The 18,368-nt window shown below is 53.7% G+C and carries 14 protein-coding genes; 11 read left to right on the forward strand and 3 right to left on the reverse strand.

The window, feature by feature from the left end; translation table 11 throughout:
* The first annotated feature begins 576 nt into the window (after positions 1-576).
* The 4 genes from AC5DDB_RS17275 (at position 577) to AC5DDB_RS17290 (ending at position 5,252) form a co-directional block, all read left to right on the forward strand.
* The gene (locus AC5DDB_RS17275; RefSeq protein WP_491740996.1) at positions 577-1,704 is read left to right on the forward strand and encodes a glycosyltransferase family 4 protein; all 1,128 of its coding nucleotides are present in this window, start codon (positions 577-579) and stop codon (positions 1,702-1,704) included.
* Positions 1,701-2,774, forward strand: a complete 1,074-nt coding sequence (locus AC5DDB_RS17280; protein WP_491740997.1) for a glycosyltransferase — start codon at positions 1,701-1,703, stop codon at positions 2,772-2,774. The genes AC5DDB_RS17275 and AC5DDB_RS17280 overlap by 4 nt, the downstream gene beginning before the upstream one ends.
* A gap of 34 nt (positions 2,775-2,808) precedes the next feature.
* Entirely contained in the window at positions 2,809-3,693 is an 885-nt protein-coding gene (locus AC5DDB_RS17285; RefSeq protein WP_491740998.1) for a glycosyltransferase family 2 protein, read from the forward strand.
* Positions 3,694-3,941: 248 nt separating this feature from the next.
* Complete coding sequence (locus AC5DDB_RS17290) at positions 3,942-5,252, forward strand: MATE family efflux transporter (protein WP_491741161.1); 1,311 nt, start codon at positions 3,942-3,944, stop codon at positions 5,250-5,252.
* 458 nt (positions 5,253-5,710) lie between these two features.
* Here the strand turns inward: AC5DDB_RS17290 and AC5DDB_RS17295 are convergent, their stop codons facing one another.
* From AC5DDB_RS17295 to AC5DDB_RS17305, 3 genes are all read right to left on the reverse strand, one after another.
* Positions 5,711-6,682 carry an AAA family ATPase gene (locus AC5DDB_RS17295; RefSeq protein WP_491740999.1) on the reverse strand — a complete coding sequence of 324 codons (972 nt, stop codon included), beginning with the start codon at positions 6,680-6,682 and terminating at the stop codon, positions 5,711-5,713.
* Positions 6,679-7,266 (reverse strand): nicotinamide riboside transporter PnuC, encoded by a 588-nt coding sequence (gene pnuC / locus AC5DDB_RS17300; RefSeq protein ID WP_491741000.1) that lies wholly within the window; start codon positions 7,264-7,266, stop codon positions 6,679-6,681. Before pnuC ends, AC5DDB_RS17295 begins: the two co-directional genes overlap by 4 nt.
* Positions 7,267-8,022: 756 nt before the next feature.
* A complete protein-coding gene (locus AC5DDB_RS17305; RefSeq protein ID WP_491741001.1) occupies positions 8,023-9,129 on the reverse strand; it encodes a calcium/sodium antiporter in 1,107 nt (368 codons plus the stop codon).
* A gap of 725 nt (positions 9,130-9,854) precedes the next feature.
* On the opposite strand from AC5DDB_RS17305, the gene AC5DDB_RS17310 reads away from it, so the two are divergent.
* The 7 genes from AC5DDB_RS17310 (at position 9,855) to AC5DDB_RS17340 (ending at position 17,335) form a co-directional block, all read left to right on the forward strand.
* Positions 9,855-10,400, forward strand: coding sequence for a tetratricopeptide repeat protein (locus AC5DDB_RS17310; protein ID WP_491741002.1), 546 nt, complete (start codon positions 9,855-9,857; stop codon positions 10,398-10,400).
* Between the two features lie 141 nt (positions 10,401-10,541).
* The gene (locus AC5DDB_RS17315) at positions 10,542-11,930 is read left to right on the forward strand and encodes an MFS transporter (RefSeq protein WP_491741003.1); all 1,389 of its coding nucleotides are present in this window, start codon (positions 10,542-10,544) and stop codon (positions 11,928-11,930) included.
* Between the two features lie 67 nt (positions 11,931-11,997).
* Positions 11,998-13,446 (forward strand): MFS transporter, encoded by a 1,449-nt coding sequence (locus AC5DDB_RS17320; RefSeq protein ID WP_491741004.1) that lies wholly within the window; start codon positions 11,998-12,000, stop codon positions 13,444-13,446.
* A gap of 69 nt (positions 13,447-13,515) precedes the next feature.
* Positions 13,516-14,832 (forward strand): cation:proton antiporter, encoded by a 1,317-nt coding sequence (locus AC5DDB_RS17325; RefSeq protein WP_491741005.1) that lies wholly within the window; start codon positions 13,516-13,518, stop codon positions 14,830-14,832.
* A 331-nt stretch (positions 14,833-15,163) separates the two neighbouring features.
* Positions 15,164-15,697: a hypothetical protein gene (locus AC5DDB_RS17330; protein WP_491741006.1), complete on the forward strand. Its 534-nt coding sequence runs from the start codon at positions 15,164-15,166 to the stop codon at positions 15,695-15,697.
* 247 nt (positions 15,698-15,944) lie between these two features.
* Positions 15,945-16,121, forward strand: a complete 177-nt coding sequence (locus tag AC5DDB_RS17335; protein ID WP_491741007.1) for a Sec-independent protein translocase subunit TatA/TatB — start codon at positions 15,945-15,947, stop codon at positions 16,119-16,121.
* A 323-nt stretch (positions 16,122-16,444) separates the two neighbouring features.
* Positions 16,445-17,335, forward strand: coding sequence for a tyrosine-type recombinase/integrase (locus tag AC5DDB_RS17340; protein WP_491741008.1), 891 nt, complete (start codon positions 16,445-16,447; stop codon positions 17,333-17,335).
* The last annotated feature ends 1,033 nt before the right edge of the window (positions 17,336-18,368 follow it).

The following is an 18,368-nucleotide window of genomic DNA, read 5'->3' on the forward strand; positions in this document are numbered from 1 at the left end:
CATTCTAGAAGCGGACGCCACTCTTCGGTCGGTCTGCATCAGCCAATGGTGCGTTGATTTTGTTCCGTATCCTACTGCTGCGTGACGCACCCCGCTGCCGGGCGGAACATCAAAAAAGAAGTGTCCGGGCTGTCGACTCACGAAGCTGGCGGAACTTTGCCCCCTAAAACTGCCAGGGGCTCTGAACTTGTCGCGATATGTTGCTTTCGATCAAGCGGTTTCGAACGCAGTCATGCCCAACTCGCAGCATTTCCCCGTTCTTTTTATGGGTAGTTGGGTGCGTATGGAACACGCGATTCGGCAAGCGAAAAGATCGAACGGCCGGCAGATATTCGGTCGGACGGAGACCCTCGCAAAGAAGAGTCAACCGCTCGCAAACGCATCGCACCAAACACTGAACTGACAACCAGTAAATCTATCCCCTCGGAAGGAACAGGAATTTCCCGTCTGAAAACGCGACAACCGCAGGTCTATAAGTGGCTGTACGACCTAACGGAGTATTTTGACCCAGCGGTTTGAGGATATCTCTGACGACCGCTGCTAGGACCCGTCAAAACTTTTCAATCTGAACCTGCCATGAAAATCGCCATAATATCTCATTTGAAATATCCGATTTGCCCTCCATTTGCCGGGGGTTTAGAGATGTTTACCTATGCGTTGGTTCTCGGACTCGTCAACCGGGGTCATGACGTCACATGTTTTGCTTCGGCCGATAGCGACCCGAATCTGCCAATTCAAGCGGTTTGCGAACGTGGGACCGTTGCCTGGGGACAGGAACACAATTTTGCCACGAACGAAAGAGACAGACAGGTCGAACGTTTCGAAGACGGGATGTACGATCGGCTGATGAGCAACGTCGATTGGGACGATTTCGATGTGATCCATAACAACAGTCTTCATCCATCACCATTAAGATGGGGTGGTCATCTGGACACACCGATGATCACGACGTTGCATACGCCTCCGCTGCCGCGAATGTGTCAGGTACTTGTCGAATGCTGGGAGTCCACAGAATTTCGCTTCGTCAATGTTTCCCGAGCGAATGCTACGCCTTGGTCGGAGTATCTCACCGAGCAGACGATCATCCATAATGGCGTTGACACCAAGCAATGGGTTTTCAATCACCGACCACGCCGGCAAGCTGTTTGGTTCGGACGGATCACACCGGAAAAAGGCACTCATCTGGCGATTGCAGCCGCCAAAAAAGCCAAGTTGCCGTTAGTATTGGTGGGGCCAAAGTACGATGTCGAGTACTTCGACACCCAGATCGCTCCGCTGCTTTGCGATGACATCCGCTATCTCGGGCATGCCGACCATAAGCGTCTTGCAACGATCGTGCAGGACTCTGCCGTGACGGTTTTGACGCCCTGTTGGGACGAACCATTCGGGTTGGTCGCTGCGGAAAGTTTGTCCTGTGGCACACCGGTCGCTGCGTTCGCCCGCGGCGGTCTTACCGAAATCGTCGACGAACAGACTGGGCGTTTGTGCGAACCGGACAACGTTAGTGACCTGGCCCGGGGCATGCGAGAATGTCTCGAACTCGACCGTTATGTCTGCCGGGATCATGTCGTTTCCCAATTCGGGATTGAAGCAAATTTGACCGCCTACGAAGAACTCTACACGAAAGTCGCCGGACGTACCGAGCTTCCTCAACCTGCGATTGTGGAACCATATGTCGACGATCTCGCTGAGGTCGCGATATGAAATCGTCCCATGTCGGCATTTATGTTCACGATCACGGTAATGGGCATCGACAGCGAACCCTTGCGATTCTGCGACACTTGCAATCGGCAGCAACCATTCTGACGAGTGGCTTCGCAGAGCGAGAATGGGACGGGCCCACCGTACGCGGCGTTGTTCAGTTGGAGTCTGATGCTCACTTATCGGCCGACGCAATGGCTCGATCCGGCGAAGTCAGTGGACTTCATTACGCTCCACTGGCGGATCGCCGGCTGACTCGACGAATGTCACAACTTGCGAACTTCTTCGCCACCGAGCACCCCGATGTCGTTCTTGTCGATGTTTCGGTGGAGACCACGTTGTTCGCGCGTTTGATGTCGATCCCGACGGTCGTCATGCGACAACACGGACGAAGAGATGATCTACCGCATCGGCTAGCGTATGAAGCGGCGGACCGCCTGTTTGCGCCGTTCCCGAAACGCATGGAGGATGACATCACCCCGAAATGGGTCCAAGAGAAAACCATTTACGCGGATGGTTTTTGCCGATTCGACGACCGTGTTCCCAACCGAACCGAAGCCCGTCGCAGACTTGGTTGGCCCCTTGACGAACAGATCGTCGTCGTGATGAGCGGACTTGGTGGCGTGGGGCATACGGCAGAGAAGCTGAATGCCGCTGCTCGGGCGACACCGCTATGGAATTGGTTCGCATTGGGACATTCCGATTCCTATGACAACAGTCCATCAAATTTGACTCATCTTGGCTGGGTCGAACGACCACTCCAAATCTTAGCGGCTGCGGACGTTGTGATTTCTGCGGCCGGTCATAATAGCGTGATGGAATGCGGCTATGTTCAGAGCAAACTCATCGCCATCGCGGAACCGCGACCGTTCGAAGAGCAACTCCGGAAAGTCGCTATCCTCAATCGCGAAGGTCTGGCTTTGGGGCTAACGGAATGGCCGAGTCACCCCGAACGGTGGCCGGATTTGCTCTCGGCCGCTTCCCAACTCAACCCCGACCGTTGGCATGGAGTCGTCACTGCCGACGGAAGTCGGGTGTTGGCCAAGGCTCTGGACGAGTTAGCTAATCGGTAATCGTTCTTACTTACTTATTTCACATTGCAGATTGATGTCTGATACTCAACTTCCCATCTCCGTAGTGACGATCGTCCGTGGACGGGAACTCCATTTACGCAACCAAGCGTTAGGCCTCTCTCGGTTGTCTACGGTTCCGAAGGAGTGGATCATCATCGGCATGGACCAAGAAGTCCCCATCGATGCTCTGCCCTGCCCTTCGGGCATGAAACTTAAGACCGCCGTGGTTCATGGAAAAGATGGACACCTACCGCTTGCGAAAGCTCGCAATCGGGGAGCAACACTCGCCACACAACCGAATCTGTTGTTTCTGGATGTGGACTGCATTCCGGGTGAGGATCTCTTATCGACAATGAACGATGCCGTCAAAGAGCAAGATACGCTCTGGATGGGCAGCATTGGCTACCTGGATTCCGACTTCCCGAAGGACCAGTGGACCGTCGACGACCTACGAAAACATTCACATTCCCATCCGGCATTGCCCAAACTTGCCCCAGGAGAACGTCGGCTATCGAACCGATATGAACTTTTCTGGTCGCTTTGTTTCACAATCCGCCGAACAACGTTTCACCAAATCGGCGGATTCGATACGCAGTTTTGCGGGTACGGAGGTGAAGATACGGACTTTGCGTTCATGACTCGCGAAGCAAACGTCGCTTTCGGACACGTTGGCTCTTATGCATATCACCAACACCACCCGGTGTGTCGTCCTCCGGTTCAGCATGTCGCGGATGTCGTGGTCAACGCTCGTCGGTTCCACGAAAAATGGGGTCAATGGCCGATGACAGGGTGGCTGAACGAGTTAGATCAGGCTGGTTACATCCAATTCGAGCAGAACTGCGGCAAGTTGGAACTACTACGAAAACCTTCGTCAGCGGAAATCGAGAAGGCCACCGTCAGTACGCCAGCAGGATTTTAGTCGGTGGCGGTAGTTTCGAATCCTAGGCAACAAAATCCGGCGAGGTCGGAAAATCGTCTTGTCGTATACCTGGGAAACGACGTACTAATACATGCGATATGATCATTTTGTGATATTCGTATGCATTAGGCCGTCCTTTGACCAACCTTACGCCACGCCTGAAACTCTGGAAACCCTTCGGCTCTTCGGACTCCGCATGTCATAAGTCAAATTATTGGCAGCTTTTGCGAATTGCAGGTCCGCTTAGCTTGTCGGTGGGTTGTTTCTCGTTGGCGATGTTCATCGACCGCCTGATGCTATTCCGTTACGACCCGCAGTCGGCCGCTGCAAGTCTCGCTGCGGGAAACGTATACTGGACGATTGCATGCCTGCCGGTAGCGACCGTCGGTTTCGCGAACACGTTGGTCGCCCAGCGGTTCGGTGCCAATCGTCCTCAAGAAATCGGGCCAATCATTTGGCAGACGTTCTGGATGATGGTTGGCTGTCTACCGTTGTTTTTGATGTCGATCTTGATCGCGACACCGTTATTCCAATGGCTAGGTCACAGCGAAGAATTGGTTGTCCAAGAAGCCCGTTACTTTCGGATTCTAATGACCGTTCCCCCGGCCTTGATGATAGAAGGGGGACTCTTTGCGTTCTTTGCCGGACGGGGACGAACTGGCCCTGTCTTGGCGATCAATATTTGTGCATGTCTGACGAATGTGCTTCTCGACTGGCTGCTGATTTTCGGTCCCGGCATCTTTCCTGAACTTGGAGTTGAAGGAGCAGCCTGGGCCACCTCTTTGTCGATGTGGCTTAGGACCACTCTCTTTGCTTGGGCCGTCTGGAGAGTTGCACCGGGCGAACACTTTGGGGTCAAAAATTTTCGCCCACAGCGTTCGGTTCTCCGTCAATTGACTGTGCAGGGAACATCACTCGGATTGAATCAGGTGATTCGTTCCGTTGTAATGAGCACCTTTGTCATTCAAATTGGTCGTACAGGCGAACAAGCTTTACAAGCAACAACCGTCGTGCTGAGCTGGTTTCAACTAGCGGCGATGCCTTTAATCGGACTAGGAACCGCGACGGCGATTTTAGTCGGTCAGGCAACAACTGGTAACCGAAAGACGCAACTCAGAATCACTGGCTCGTCTATTCAGCTAGGTTTAGTCTATACAATCAGCATTGGAATCCTGCTAACCATTTTTCCAAGTCTTGTACTGAGTCTTTTTACAGACCTCGATAAAACTAGCTCGAGTCTCATTGAGATTTTTCAGCGACTAGCATGGTTCGGAGCCGCCTACCTGATTCTGGATGCGATGAATCAAGTTATATCTGGTAGTCTCAAAGGAAGGTCCAAAGTTCATATTCAACTGACAGCAGTTCTCGTAGCGACCGGACTAGCAATACTGCCAGTTCTCTGGTTTGAGAACTTTCGAAGTCAAGCCAGTTGGATTTGGGGGCTACTTTTGTGTTGGTCATTCATTCAAACTGGAATTGCCTCGTCCCATCTATTACTAGATTCTGAACAGCACGAAAACGACCAAGCTGAGCAAAAAACGTTAAGCAATGCTGCCTAAGGTCTTCGAACGTCGGCATAAAATCTGTGCTAGCATTTTCGAAGACCATCTTAGTCTTTTTCGAGAGCAGCTGATCAATGGCGAGCAATCACATGCACGCAAGTCCTTTATGAAATCGCCGTTCTAGCGTTTGAGAGATCGGAAGCCCTCAAACGACGCTCGGAAGATCGCGTTCACTGCCCCCTTCGGTATCGCATGGGCCGAGCAATATCAGAATCTGTGTGAACAAGCCGAAGCGTCGTCCTTCCCCAAGCAACTCGGCAGTCACGTCTATGGAGACGCGAGGCGATTGATACTGAACTCGAAAACGGGAGTCGATTGGAGCGAATGAGTAGAACACCTTCGGGTGCAAGAAACGCCCTAGACGGTCTCGTTGCTCGACATGTGAACCGCGAGGGGGCCAGTAAAGTCGTAGGCTTCGGTAAGAAAACACGCCTTGAAGCCCGGGACTCGGACAATCATTCTTCCACCAGGATTTCCTCGACCGCTTGGCAACCGGCTTTGAACCGTTCCGTCCAGGAGCCTCTCAAAACGACATAACGTCGGTTTCGTGATTTGAGCTCTCGTTCGCAACGATCAAAGAACGCTCGCCGTTCTTCAGGAGCGTCGAAGAATCGTTGTGCATCGTCGATCCAGGGAACATCGACATCCAGCAGTAAATACAGGTCGTAGTCCCGTTCGTCGGCCAACTCCTGAATCCAAGGTGGAACCGATCCGAACAGCACGTCGCTCCAGATCGTTGTTGTCAGCACGTCGGTATCGCAAAACAGCACGCGGTTCGCTTGCCTTGCGAGTGCCTCCTCGGCGGCGATCTGGCCACGGACGATTCGTGGGATGTCATCTACGTGACATTGACCACCTTGCACATCAAGCAAAGGCCGTGCGTATTCCCAGACGTACTGCGTTTCAAAGTGCTTCGCCAAATCACGCGCTAATGTGCTCTTACCCGTCGATTCCGGTCCGAAGATGCAGACGCGTTTGAGAAAGTGGGGCCGCACGCACTCCGGTAACATCTCCCAATGTTTTTGCGGTGCGGCTCGGATTGCCGTACCCGAAACCGGTACCAGTTCCCGCGCCAAGTCCACCGGCACAAACTTCGCCCCCAACACTTCGGCGAGTTTTTCCCCGTAGGTTTCGGAAGCGAAAACGAAGTCGATCGGCTCGCCAACAGCGCGTTCGACCGTCTCCCGCCAGATGTTCCAAAAGTCGGGGTGTTCGTGTGGCTCCTGCGGGTTCTCATCGGTGACATGAACCACCCGCACGTCGGTAGCAGGAAACATCTCTTGCACCCAACGGTGTCGTAGATTGCCCGGAATTGGTTCCTGCTCGATCGAGCAGACCAACACATACAGCCGTTCGGTGTATTGTCGGGCGAACTCGATGAGGAATTGATGTCCGCGGTGCGGCGGCATGAACTTACCAAGTGTCATCCCGGTACCGTGGCGGGCGCCTGATTTTGGTCTCGAAGGCTTTTCGTCCATGCGATCCATCCCCAACTCGCCAACCCCAAGAACACCACGTAAAGTCCCGCGGTGATATACAACTCCTTAACGGTATAAATGCCGATCGCCAAGACATCCACCGTGATCCAAAACGGCCAATTTTCCAGCACCTTGCGGGCCAACAGGTATTGAGCCACAAGACTAAGAACTGTGGTCGCAGCATCCCAATACGGCACGGAGGCATCGGTCCAACGAGCCATACCGCTGCCCAACAGAGCCGTGCCAATACCAGCAACGACAATCCATAAAACAACACGGCCCCTGTCGAGCCGCGTGATCGGAAGAGTCGAATCACGCGGACCACCACGAAGCCAGTGCATCCAACCATAGATTTGAAGCGCGACATAAACGACTTGCAGCCCCATGTCCGAATAGAGCTTCGCTTGATAGAAAATCCAAATGTAAAGACTGACCATCACCAGCCCGACCGGCCAGCACCAAATGTTCTGCCGCACCGTCAGCCAGACGCAGAGCAGTCCAAACAGGCTAGCAATAGCCTCAATTGTGGTCACGAATAACTACCTCCTAGGGCATTAGATTAAGGGCAACAAGGGTTTGTGACATCACTCCGAGTCATCAGCATGGCAGTCATCGGCTAACAATGTCATTCCATCTGGTCCCTCACAGTTCCGGTGATCGGCGGAGTGAACTCGGTGGACGTCGCTTCCATGCTGCTGCTGATTCCACGTAACCGTAAAGTCGATCCAAAATTATGTATCACTGTGATACGGAGTGAAGAAAGCGGAATCAACCATCACTTATTTCTCGCCGAGGAACTGAAAGAAGTACAAGTCCGCATCATTGATGCATAAACCGCAATCGCATAGTGTCCAGCATCGAGTCTGCCCTGGTTGGACTCTTGGCAAAGTCGAAGGCAGCCTTGCTCATACAATTTGAATCTTAGTCTGGAAGGCGATTTGTCCATTTTAACTCGTCGAGCAAAAACTGGAGTGTGACAGGAGTAACTGCGAATGGAACAAAGTCATTGACCGTAATGGCATCAAGGAATCTCGTGGGGTCGACCTGTGCCTGATCGGCTGCGCTAGCTACATCACTCCGTCTTAGTGGGACAAGTTGAACAACTTTGACTTGATCGTCTGGCCAGACTGACCTCAGCACTTTCTCAAGACTTGCTGGCCAATCGATGGTTCGGCAAGCAATTTGTAGCCGAAGACGCTCAAAATACTTGGTGCTCACAGCCGGCGGTGGCTGTGACGTTCAGCAAGATTTCGTGGCTATCTACCAGGCAGTTGTGATTGAAAAGAATCTTACCTCTTTGACGGTTCTTCGACGGTTTGAGAGCTTCTGCGGTAAGCTCGGATCGTTGTGACGGCCAGTGTGATGACCGTCAATGGAACTACAAACCACAACATAACTACCGTCAATGTGCGATTCAGGGCGGGGTTGGTTTCGGCAAGGACGAGATACGAGATGTAAGCGATGCAATAGCCTAAGAACAGACCGCCTTCCCAACGTGCGATTAGGTGACCAGTGAAAAATATCGGCAGACATGCAAAGGCCACGACGATCATAATAGGAATGTCGAACTCGAGCGCGGTCGGCGAGACCGCCAAACCTTCGGGGGCTAAAACAGCAGAAATCCCGAGGACGCCGGTGATGTTAAAGATGTTGCTGCCGACAATGTTTCCGACGGCAATGTCGCGTTCGCCTCGAACGGCCGCGACAATGGACGTGGCAATTTCGGGCAAAGACGTTCCCGCGGCTACGATTGTCAGACCGATGATCAAATCCGAAATACCTAACTGACGGGCAATGGCTGTCGCTCCATCTGTGAACCAGCGAGAGCCAACTACCAAGAGCGCAAGGCCTATTACGAAGAAGACGATATTGCCGACAAGTCGGGGCGGTGATTGCGAGACCTCTGTGCTGCCGTACTCTCGGGCGAATTCCTGTTGAACTTCCTGATTTTCCCGTCGACTTTGCCAGATCCCCCAGGTCGTATAGGCCAGCAAACCCGTTGCTAGGAGCAATCCCTCCCAACGTCCGATATTTAGGTCCCACCCGAGTACCGCTACCAAGACAGACAGAAAAATCATTAGGGGAACATCGAAGCGAACCAATTGCTGAGCCACTCGCAATGGAATGATCAGTGCCGAGATTCCCAAGATGAACAGCACATTGAAGATGTTGCTACCGACCACGTTGCCCAGAGCGATATCTGACTGCCCGCGTAGTGCCGATTGAACACTGACAACAAGTTCGGGGGTGCTAGTCCCAAAGGCGACGACGGTCAGCCCGATGACGAGCGGGGAGATACGGGCTATTCTTGCCAGAGCCGACGCACTGCGCACAAGCACTTCCGCACCAGCGGTGAGCACGAGCAATCCTCCGAGAAGTGTCAAAAGCGTACTCACTGATTGAACCTCAATCGGGTTTGTGATCACACAAGAAAAGACAGTCAAGAACTGGTGTCTCTCATTCGGATGATCCAATGGCGGTCGGGAAATGAATGGCTTGGGAAATTTATCCGGTCAGCATCTTGCAGTCCATGACGGCGATGATAAAATTCTCGTCAGTAGCGTTCCTTGCTTCTTTACGGCGGCGGCCAATGAGCCACTGGGTGGCTGCTCTTGTTCTCCTAATGACTGCTCTTGCAGTCACATCGCCGGATTCCCTCGCGGCTGCGAAGTCGGACGCCATCGGGAGGACCCTGCCTCCTGGTGATTCCGGGGCCTCAGTGTTCGGGGTCGAATACGAACATTCGTTTGCTTTTAGCCCTTCGCGTTCTTTGCAACTTCCCGTCTGTCAAGACGGCAACGCCACCCCGGCCGTGACGACCTTCGAATGGGTCTGTCCGTCTGTGAGATTTGTGGCGCAATGGTTTTGGGTCCAGCTCGATCCGGAATCCCCTTTCTTGCAGTGTCGACGGCTGCCGCTCCTCCGATAGGACACTTGCGCAACGCGTTTGATCTGCTGGCTCGTTCATCGGGCTTCGCAGACCCGATCGACTCATTGCTGACACGCTTGTGCTGCGCGGACCGTGGTCACGTATCGGTCAATCCCGCTGCGCAGTCTGCCGCAATTCTCCCCCCACAAATTGATTTCTATAGGGTTACCTTCCATGATTTCGAAGACTGTTATGAACGAGGCCGGATCGAATCTGCAGGTCGCTTCCGAAGCCGAAACGTTCACGCATACTCATTTGGTGTCTCGTCAATTTTCTCCACCGCCGGCGTCCCCGGCCGATCCGATCGATGCCAAACTCCGTCGGTTGCTCGACGAAGGTCGGCTTGACGAGGCCATTGTCTTGGTTCGTTCACGGGGTTCCAGCGCTCCGGCGATGCAAAATGCTTATGGCGTCTGCTTGATGCGGCTGGGTCAAGTCGAATCCGCCGTGCGAGTCTATCGAAGTTTGGTCCTCAACGGTGGCGGGCTGCTCATGCGGCAGAATGTTCCGACGAAGTGGAAGACGAACTTCGCGACGGCTCTGCTCCTGTCCGGCCGAGGCTCCGGATGTTGGAGCGTTCTCGACGAAATTGCCGACGAGACCGATCCGGGCGTGCAACGACTCCGCGAAGCCATACAAAAATCACGCTCCGGGCAATCGAGCTGGCAGAAGTTCGTGGATTGGCTACGCGGATATGAGCGTCCGGTGTCGCTCGATTTCCTGCCTGGTGATATTTGATCTCCTTCGACCGAGTTGCGAGGCCTACTCCGGCGGTGCGGGGATACTTCGCCAAGCCGCTAGGGCCTCGACTCCGCGACCGTTTGAATTGTTCGTTCCCTGTGTTTGGGCGTTTCTGTTTTCCATACCGCGGAGTTGAGGATGCACATTTCGGAGCCTGCTCGTATCTCTATCCCGTTGTCCGAGTCACGAACGCCCTGGTATCAAGAGTTGAATCGATACCACTGGTTTGTGTTGATAGTGGCAGCCTTGGGATGGCTGTTCGACACCATGGACCAGCAACTGTTTAACTTGGCTCGTGTGCCGGCGATCCGCGAACTGTTGACGACCTCCGCCGGCGTCGTGCCCAGCGACCGGATCGTCGCGGAGTACGCCGGGTATGCGACCGCTATCTTTTTGATCGGGTGGGCCACCGGTGGATTGTTCTTTGGCGTTCTCGGCGATCGCATCGGTCGGGCCAAAACAATGCTGTGGACGATTTTGATTTACTCCCTGTGTACCGGCTTGAGCGCCTTCGCGGTGGGGTTTTGGGATTTTGCCTTCTACCGCTTCCTCACGGGTCTGGGCGTCGGCGGCGAATTTGCAGTCGGCGTAGCCCTAGTCGCGGAGGTCATGCCAGAGCGGGCCAGACCGTTCGCCTTGGGGCTGCTTCAAGCGCTCTCAGCGGTTGGCAATATCGCCGCAGCGGGGATCAGTCTCGGACTTGGACGATTAGAAGAAACGGGCGCGGTGGGAAGTGCTTGGCGATGGATGTTCGTCGTAGGCATGTTTCCCGCCCTGCTCGCTATTTTGATTCGTCGTCGGCTCAAAGAGCCTGAGCGTTGGCAGAATGTCACCGGCAGTGACCTCCCAAGCCGCCAACTCGGTTCCTATCGCGAACTGTTCGCGGACCGGCGTTGGCGGAAACGGGCATTGGCCGGCATGGTGCTGGCGTTTGCTGGGGTCGTCGGTGTGTGGGGCATTGGCTTTTTCAGCATCGATCTAATCCGGCTCGTGCTGCGCGGACACTTAGAAAGTCAGGGTTTGACAGAAGCAGCGGTCTCCGGCCGATTGACGTTCTGGGCCGGCATTACGTCAATCACTCTTAACGTTGGTGCATTCTTCGGCATCTACGCGTTTAGCCATTTGACTCACCGCCTCGGTCGCCGAACGGCATTCGCCGGTACGCTGATATTAGCCATGCTGACAACCGCGCTCGTCTTCTGGACACTCAACGACTTCTCGGACATTTTCTGGATGATTCCGCTGATGGGTTTCTGCCAACTGGCGTTATTTGGTGGATATGCAATTTATTTTCCTGAGTTGTTCCCGACACATCTTCGCAGCACCGGAACGTCGTTCTGTTACAACGTCGGTCGATTTGCGGCGGCGTTGGGACCGTTGACGTTGGGACTGCTGACCAGTCGCGTCTTTGCAGACTATCCTGAACCGATGCGGTACGCCGGCGTGACAATGTGCAGCGTATTTTTGCTGGGTTTGCTGGCCCTCCCGTTCTTGCCCGAGACCCGTAATCAACCGCTGCCAGACTGATGTCGACTTCCTGCCGACGCCTCAATTCTTCGTTGGTTCTTCGCCCTTGCCTCCTGGATTGACGTTGATGACCTCCTCAGACGTGACACCCGGTTCACCTCTCCAACCGCCACGAAAATTCACCGGCGTGACCTGGCTGATTTGTGGCATCGCCGCCATCGGTTTTGCCTTTGACATCTATGAACTCTTGATGCTTCCTCTAATCGTTGGACCGGCACTTGCCGAACTGACGGGCGCGACGCCAGGCACCCCAGAATTCCAGATGTGGGTCGGACGCTTATTCTATGTGCCCGCATTGGTGGGAGGATTGTTCGGTCTTTTGGGCGGCTACCTGACAGACCGGCTTGGCCGGCGGCGTGTACTCACCTGGAGCATCCTGCTATACGCGTTCTCGGCGTTCGCCGCGAGTTTCTCGACATCCGTGGAAATGCTGCTCATCCTACGGTGCACGACGTTTATCGGCGTTTGCGTGGAATTCGTCGCCGCAATTGCTTGGCTCGCGGAACTGTTCCCTGAGCCAAAGCAGCGAGAGCGGGTCCTGGGGTACACGCAAGCATTTTCTTCGATTGGTGGCTTGTTAGTGGCCGTGGCAAACGGACTAGCCGTCGCTTACGCCCCCGATTTGCCCGCGATCGCTCTGCCCGACTGGCTCCCGAATTCGAGCGGTTCTGTTGGTGATCCTCACGCGGCTTGGCGGTACACGCTTATGTCCGGGTTGATTCCGGCGGTTCCACTGATTGTTATTCGCCCGTTCCTACCCGAATCGCCCGTTTGGCGAGAGAAGAAGTCGGCGGGTACGCTGCGTCGACCAAGCCTGGCGCAACTGTTCTCCCCAGCGTTCTTCCGCACGACGGTCATCACCACAATTCTTTTTGCCTGCAGTTACGGGGCGGCATTCGGTGCGTTGCAACACGTGCAGCGGATCGTTCCGGGTTTGGCGGAGGTCCAACAGGAAGTGCAGCAGCGGACCGAAGCGGCGGACGAAAGCATTCCGCCTGCGCAAATCAGAAAACAAGTCGAGCAGGAAGTGGCCGCCAACGTGACCAAAACACAGGAAGTTGGTGGACTGGTCGGGCGGTTGTTGCTGGCTTTTCTGGCGGTTCGCATTGCAAGCCGAAGACAGTTACTGCGATGGTTCCTGCTCCCTGGCTTGTTCCTCATGCCGCTCGTGTTCGGCTACGCCGCCCTTGTAGATTTGAAGCTCCTTTACGTCGGAGTTTTTCTGGCGGGCGCGGTGATCGTCGCTCAATTCAGTTTCTGGGGCAACTACCTGCCGCTGATGTATCCTGTGCACCTTCGAGCCACCGGTGAGAGCTTCGCGGCGAACATTGGAGGGCGAATGATTGGTACTTTGTTCGCTTGGGTCACAAGTACGCTGGCCGCGCGGGGTTTCATGCCGAATGTAGCTCCGACCGATAAGCTAGCTTACGCGGCTGCAATGATCGGGACATTCGTCTTTGCGTTGGCGATCGTAATCTCGATTTGGTTGCCAGAGCCACCTGGCGAGTCGACATAAGAGTAGGAATCAGACAGTTGTGAAGACCGATTCATTAGCAAACCAGAGAAAACCGTCGGCGGTCGCATCATGAGAATTATAGCATCGACAGTCACTGGCGAGTCGTTCCTGTTCGACTTCCTTGTCCAATTGATCATCATACTATCTGCCGCACGGGCTGGGGGGTGGTTCTTCTCTCGCTTTGGACAGCCGCAAGTGGTCGGAGAGATAGCCGCCGGTCTGCTGCTTGGGCCGTCTTTGTTAGGTCAGATTAGCCCGACAGGGTTCTCATTGCTGTTCACCACGGAGACAGAATCTGTGTTCTATGTGCTCGGTCAGCTGGGGCTCATTCTGCTTATGTTCTTAGTCGGACTCGACTTTGAATTTGATCACCTCAAGTCAATCGGTGGAACCGCGGCTAGCGTAGCAGCCACCGGCATATTTCTACCCTTTGTACTAGGTTTCGGACTGGCTTGGGCCATGCATCCCTATGTCGGTGGCGAGACAAACCGCTTAGGCTTTATGCTTTTTATCGCCACGGCATTGTCGATTACAGCCATTCCCATCTTAGGACGGATCATTTCAGACTTTGGACTGAACCATAGTCGTCTGGGAACCCTAGTTCTGTCCGCCGCCGCGATCGATGATGTCGTCGGTTGGATGTTGCTCGCGACCATTAGCGGAATCGTAGCTGGTGAATTCCGGTTTGTTCCTGTAGCCGGGATGCTATTGTCTACGGTCGTCTTCGCTGCTTTCGTCTGGTACCTCGCCCGACCGTTTTTCATTCGATGGAGTCGTGCCATTCTCGACAATAATGGCGGAGGACTAACATTCACGTCGTTGAGTTTCATACTGTTGTCGGTACTCGCATTGGCAGCAGTCACTAATTCGATGGGTGTTTTTTCGATCTTCGGTCCGTTTATCCTCGGCCTAGTTCTCTCAGATCAGCATGATCTCCGGACCGCAATCAACGTTCGGCTACGGGATCTTGTTACCGCGTTCTTCTTGCCTGTGTTCTTCACCTACGCGGGACTCCGAACCGACATCGGACGACTGACACCAGACCTTTGGATCTGGTGCGGACTTGTCGTCCTAACCTCGATCGTCGGCAAAACAGCGGGCTGCGGCCTTGCGGCCCGATGGGGGGGACTGTCTTGGCGGGAAAGTGGCTGCGTGGCGGTCATGATGAATACTCGCGCGCTCATGGGGCTAATCGTCATTAACCTTGGACGAGAACTAGGCGTCATTCCTGACAGCGTGTTCTCAATGCTGGCCATCATGGCTCTTGTAACAACCTTCATGACAAGTCCGTTGCTTCACTATCTATTATGCAGCCAGCAGCAAAGTCATTTCGTACCGGAATCTGTCAAAGTAAGCCCTGTCAAACTCAATAGTTCTGATGGATAACGGCCAAGAATTACTGCCACTCTGTCTAGGCATGCGGGACACTGAAACCGAAGTATGTAAAGGAGCGGTAAGTTTGCACAGTGTTTTTGCTTGCGGTCAATGCCTGTTGTTTCTAGACCTCTCCGCGAACCATTGTGAATATAGTGACCATTGAAGAAGTTGACTTTTAGCCGTAGCGGGATCAGTCTCGCGGAACTGTGTCGTCTCTCTAGTATGTACATCCATTGCGGACACGGAGGTCAGTGATACGGCCTAGGAAGTCTATAAGTTTCATGAGAATTGTCGATTGTTAGTCAACAACGAGGTGAATTCACCAAGAAAGAATTGACCGATGAGTTCTACAACAGGTCGTGAGCATTGGGCCTCGCGGATCGGTCTTGTGCTGGCTATGGCGGGAAATGCTATCGGACTCGGGAACTTCTTACGATTTCCCCGGATGGCCGCACAGTACGGTGGTGGCGCGTTCCTGATTCCGTATATCGTAGCTCTACTTTTACTAGGAATCCCCCTGATGTGGTTGGAGTGGACGATGGGCCGCTACGGGGGACAATTTGGCCATTCCACGACCTCAGGAATGTTCCAACGGATGTGGCGGAATCCGGCAGCAAAGTATCTCGGTTCGCTGGGTATCGCGCTGCCGTTGCTGTTTGTCGTGTTCTATACCTATATCGAATCCTGGACACTAGCTTATGCCTGTTTCTCTGCAACCGGTTCCCCGCGTGTTCTATTTTCTCATCCGATATGTCGTGCCCTTCTACTTGATGGTCCTGCTCGTCGGTTGGATCTCTCAGGATTTCCACACGGCGGTGTTATTGACAGAAGTCCCGGCGGAACATCGTCCCGTGTTGTGGCTAGCACGTTTTAGCATGTTGTTCGTGGTGTTTGGCATGATGGTTTTGATTTGGCGACGGCAACGAAAGTCTATAGCCCAGGAGGTGCAGGAGAATCGATGACACGATCTGCTCTGTTCTTTATGCTCTGCTCCTGGACTGCTATCAGCGGAGCTGCAACTTGGTGCCTGTGGCGTTTACTACGAAAACCACATTAATTGGATGTGTTTGTCTAGGTCAACTTGTTTTTGAGAATGTCGTCACTCTCTGAAAGCGAATTCGATGTTTGGTATTGGCCTGAGTGAATTGCTAATCGTTACCTTCGTGGCTTGGATGTTGTTTGGCAAGCATCTCCCAAATTTGATTCGGCTAGTGGGCCGGAATGTCGCCCAACTGCCGGCAGAATTGCAGAGAGGCATGCAAACCGCGGAGGCAGGTAAGGATCAAGTTTCCAATTGACTTTGTAATCAGACAACTTACCGATCGAATCTCAAGGTTGTGGGTATGGGAAGCCAGAGCTCTTTCATGTCCTCTAGACCTTATTGGTTGGCGACATTCGAATGCCTATAGGGCCGTGGCCGGCGCCATTGCCTAGCTCACATTATGAGAAACATGAGTTTCGCCGCACTCCACGACGACGGGATTGTTGCTGATATTAGCAGAAAGACGTTCATCGACGACCTGAACGAAATCGGTGCTATTGGCGCACTTGCAACGTTCTTCTGTCGATCCAGAATGGCCCTCCCTTGCACGACCTCGCTGTCGCGTCGAAAAACAACCGGATGCCGGAGTCCAATGTACTTCCAATAGATAATATTCCGCTGCCGGTCAGCATGCAGCAACGCCGAGCCGCGATTCGGGAGAATGCAGTTTCTGTCCATGTCGCGGAGTACATCCGCCAAAAGCAGCAACAGCAGGAAAACAATGAACTGTCCGCCGGGCGAGTTTACGCGATTGGACTGCATTTGAATTATTTCAGTGACTGGTTGGGGAAGGATACAGCCGTTTCGGAAATTGATGGTACTACGCTGCTCAAGTATCAAAGTCGCCTTCTCGACAACTTAAAATCCAAGAATTTGTCGAAAACGACCGCTCAACATTACCTCAAAACCGTCAAGGCGTTCATGCGGTGGTTATGGCAGGTCGAGGCGATCCCATCTCTGCCGCGTGTTCTCGATGGTAAGGCCGGCCCGTTGAAAATCCGGGCGAACACTCCAACCGCCGTGGTGTTCACGCCCGAGGAGGTACGCAAGCTCCTTGGAGCCGCCTCGGATCGAACGAGACTTTACATCCTCTTGATGCTCAACTGCGGTATGACCCAAAAGGACATCTCTGACCTCAAGTGCGAGGAAGTCAATTGGGGTGAAGGGCGCATTGTTCGCAAGCGATCCAAAACCTCAGACCACGAAAATGTACCTGTTGTCAATTATCTGCTGTGGCCGGAAACCTTGCGATTACTAGAACAGGAACGAACTGACGAGAACCAGGGGCGGGTTCTGCATAACGCGAATGGTTCAGCCCTTTGTACTGAGGTGCTCACTGCGGATGGCAAATACAAAAAGACCGACAACGTCAAAAATGCTTTTGATCGCCTGCGGAAAAAGGAGGGCATCGACAAGCCGCTAAAATCCTTCAAAAAGACCTCCGCGACCTTGGTCAAAGGCGACGAGTGATGCAACGGACTGGAAGACCTGTTCCTCGGACATGCTCCCAAGAAAATGTCTGACAAGCACTACACGCAGGTTCCGGGAAAACTTCTGGATCAGGCCATTTCTTGGTTGGAAACCCAGTATGAGATCGGCGAAATTGCCAAAGCAAATTGCGAAGCCATGTGAGCGGCGGGAGAAAAGGTATGAAGCCATTTCTTTGAGTTGGCTTCTGCAATCCTCGGGAATCTGTCTGCTACGCTCCGCTAATCCAAAGTGGTCTGAATCCACTCCCGTACACCAAGTCCTCTCGGTAACATTTCCCAATGAGGCAACACGTCACGTAGGACGTTCCCCTTGAACTAAGGCCCCTTCGCTCGACCGGCATTACCCGGCGTCATCACTACTACGGGCCTCTCCGCCACCCGACACGGCCCGGTCTGTTCCTCGCGGAATCCCGGTTGCCGGTCACGCGCCGGCACCGCTGGGGCTTCCCGTGTTGCGTGTTGTGTCCTCTTTCAGACATGCCGTCGTCATTACCCCGGCGGAACCGGAAAACCTCAATCGCTCAGTCCTTCCTGTCGAAGGCACACAGTTTTCCAGCATCGGCCTTCCCCGTAATTCAGGCGGGCCGGCTTCCGCGTGACCCATTTCGAGGCCTGCTCGACGTTCACTCGCGTTACGGCCTGTCTGCTCGCTGACTCCCAGAAGGAGCCTTTTCTTGAAGTGCTTCAGTCCAAGTCGTTACCTCCTCAAACCGCCCCAAGTGCTTCCGGCTGGAGCGACAAACTTGACGGGTGGGATTCGCACCCACTAGAAACAACACACCTTTTCACGGTGCACTGAAATAATCAGGTTAGCTCGCCACAGCCAGCAGTCGTGACCGATGAAGAGCTACCTCTTCCGGGTGGCAAATCTAGCAAAATCTTCGCCAAGATCACTCAGTACACAACTTAGCCATCCATCCAAATGCTCTGCCTGATAGTCTGCCATGTCGTCAAATGAACCAATACTGTTGATGTCTTCAAAGTTGTATCATTGGCAATGGGCTGTAAAAATT

Source organism: Thalassoroseus sp. (assembly GCF_984380535.1).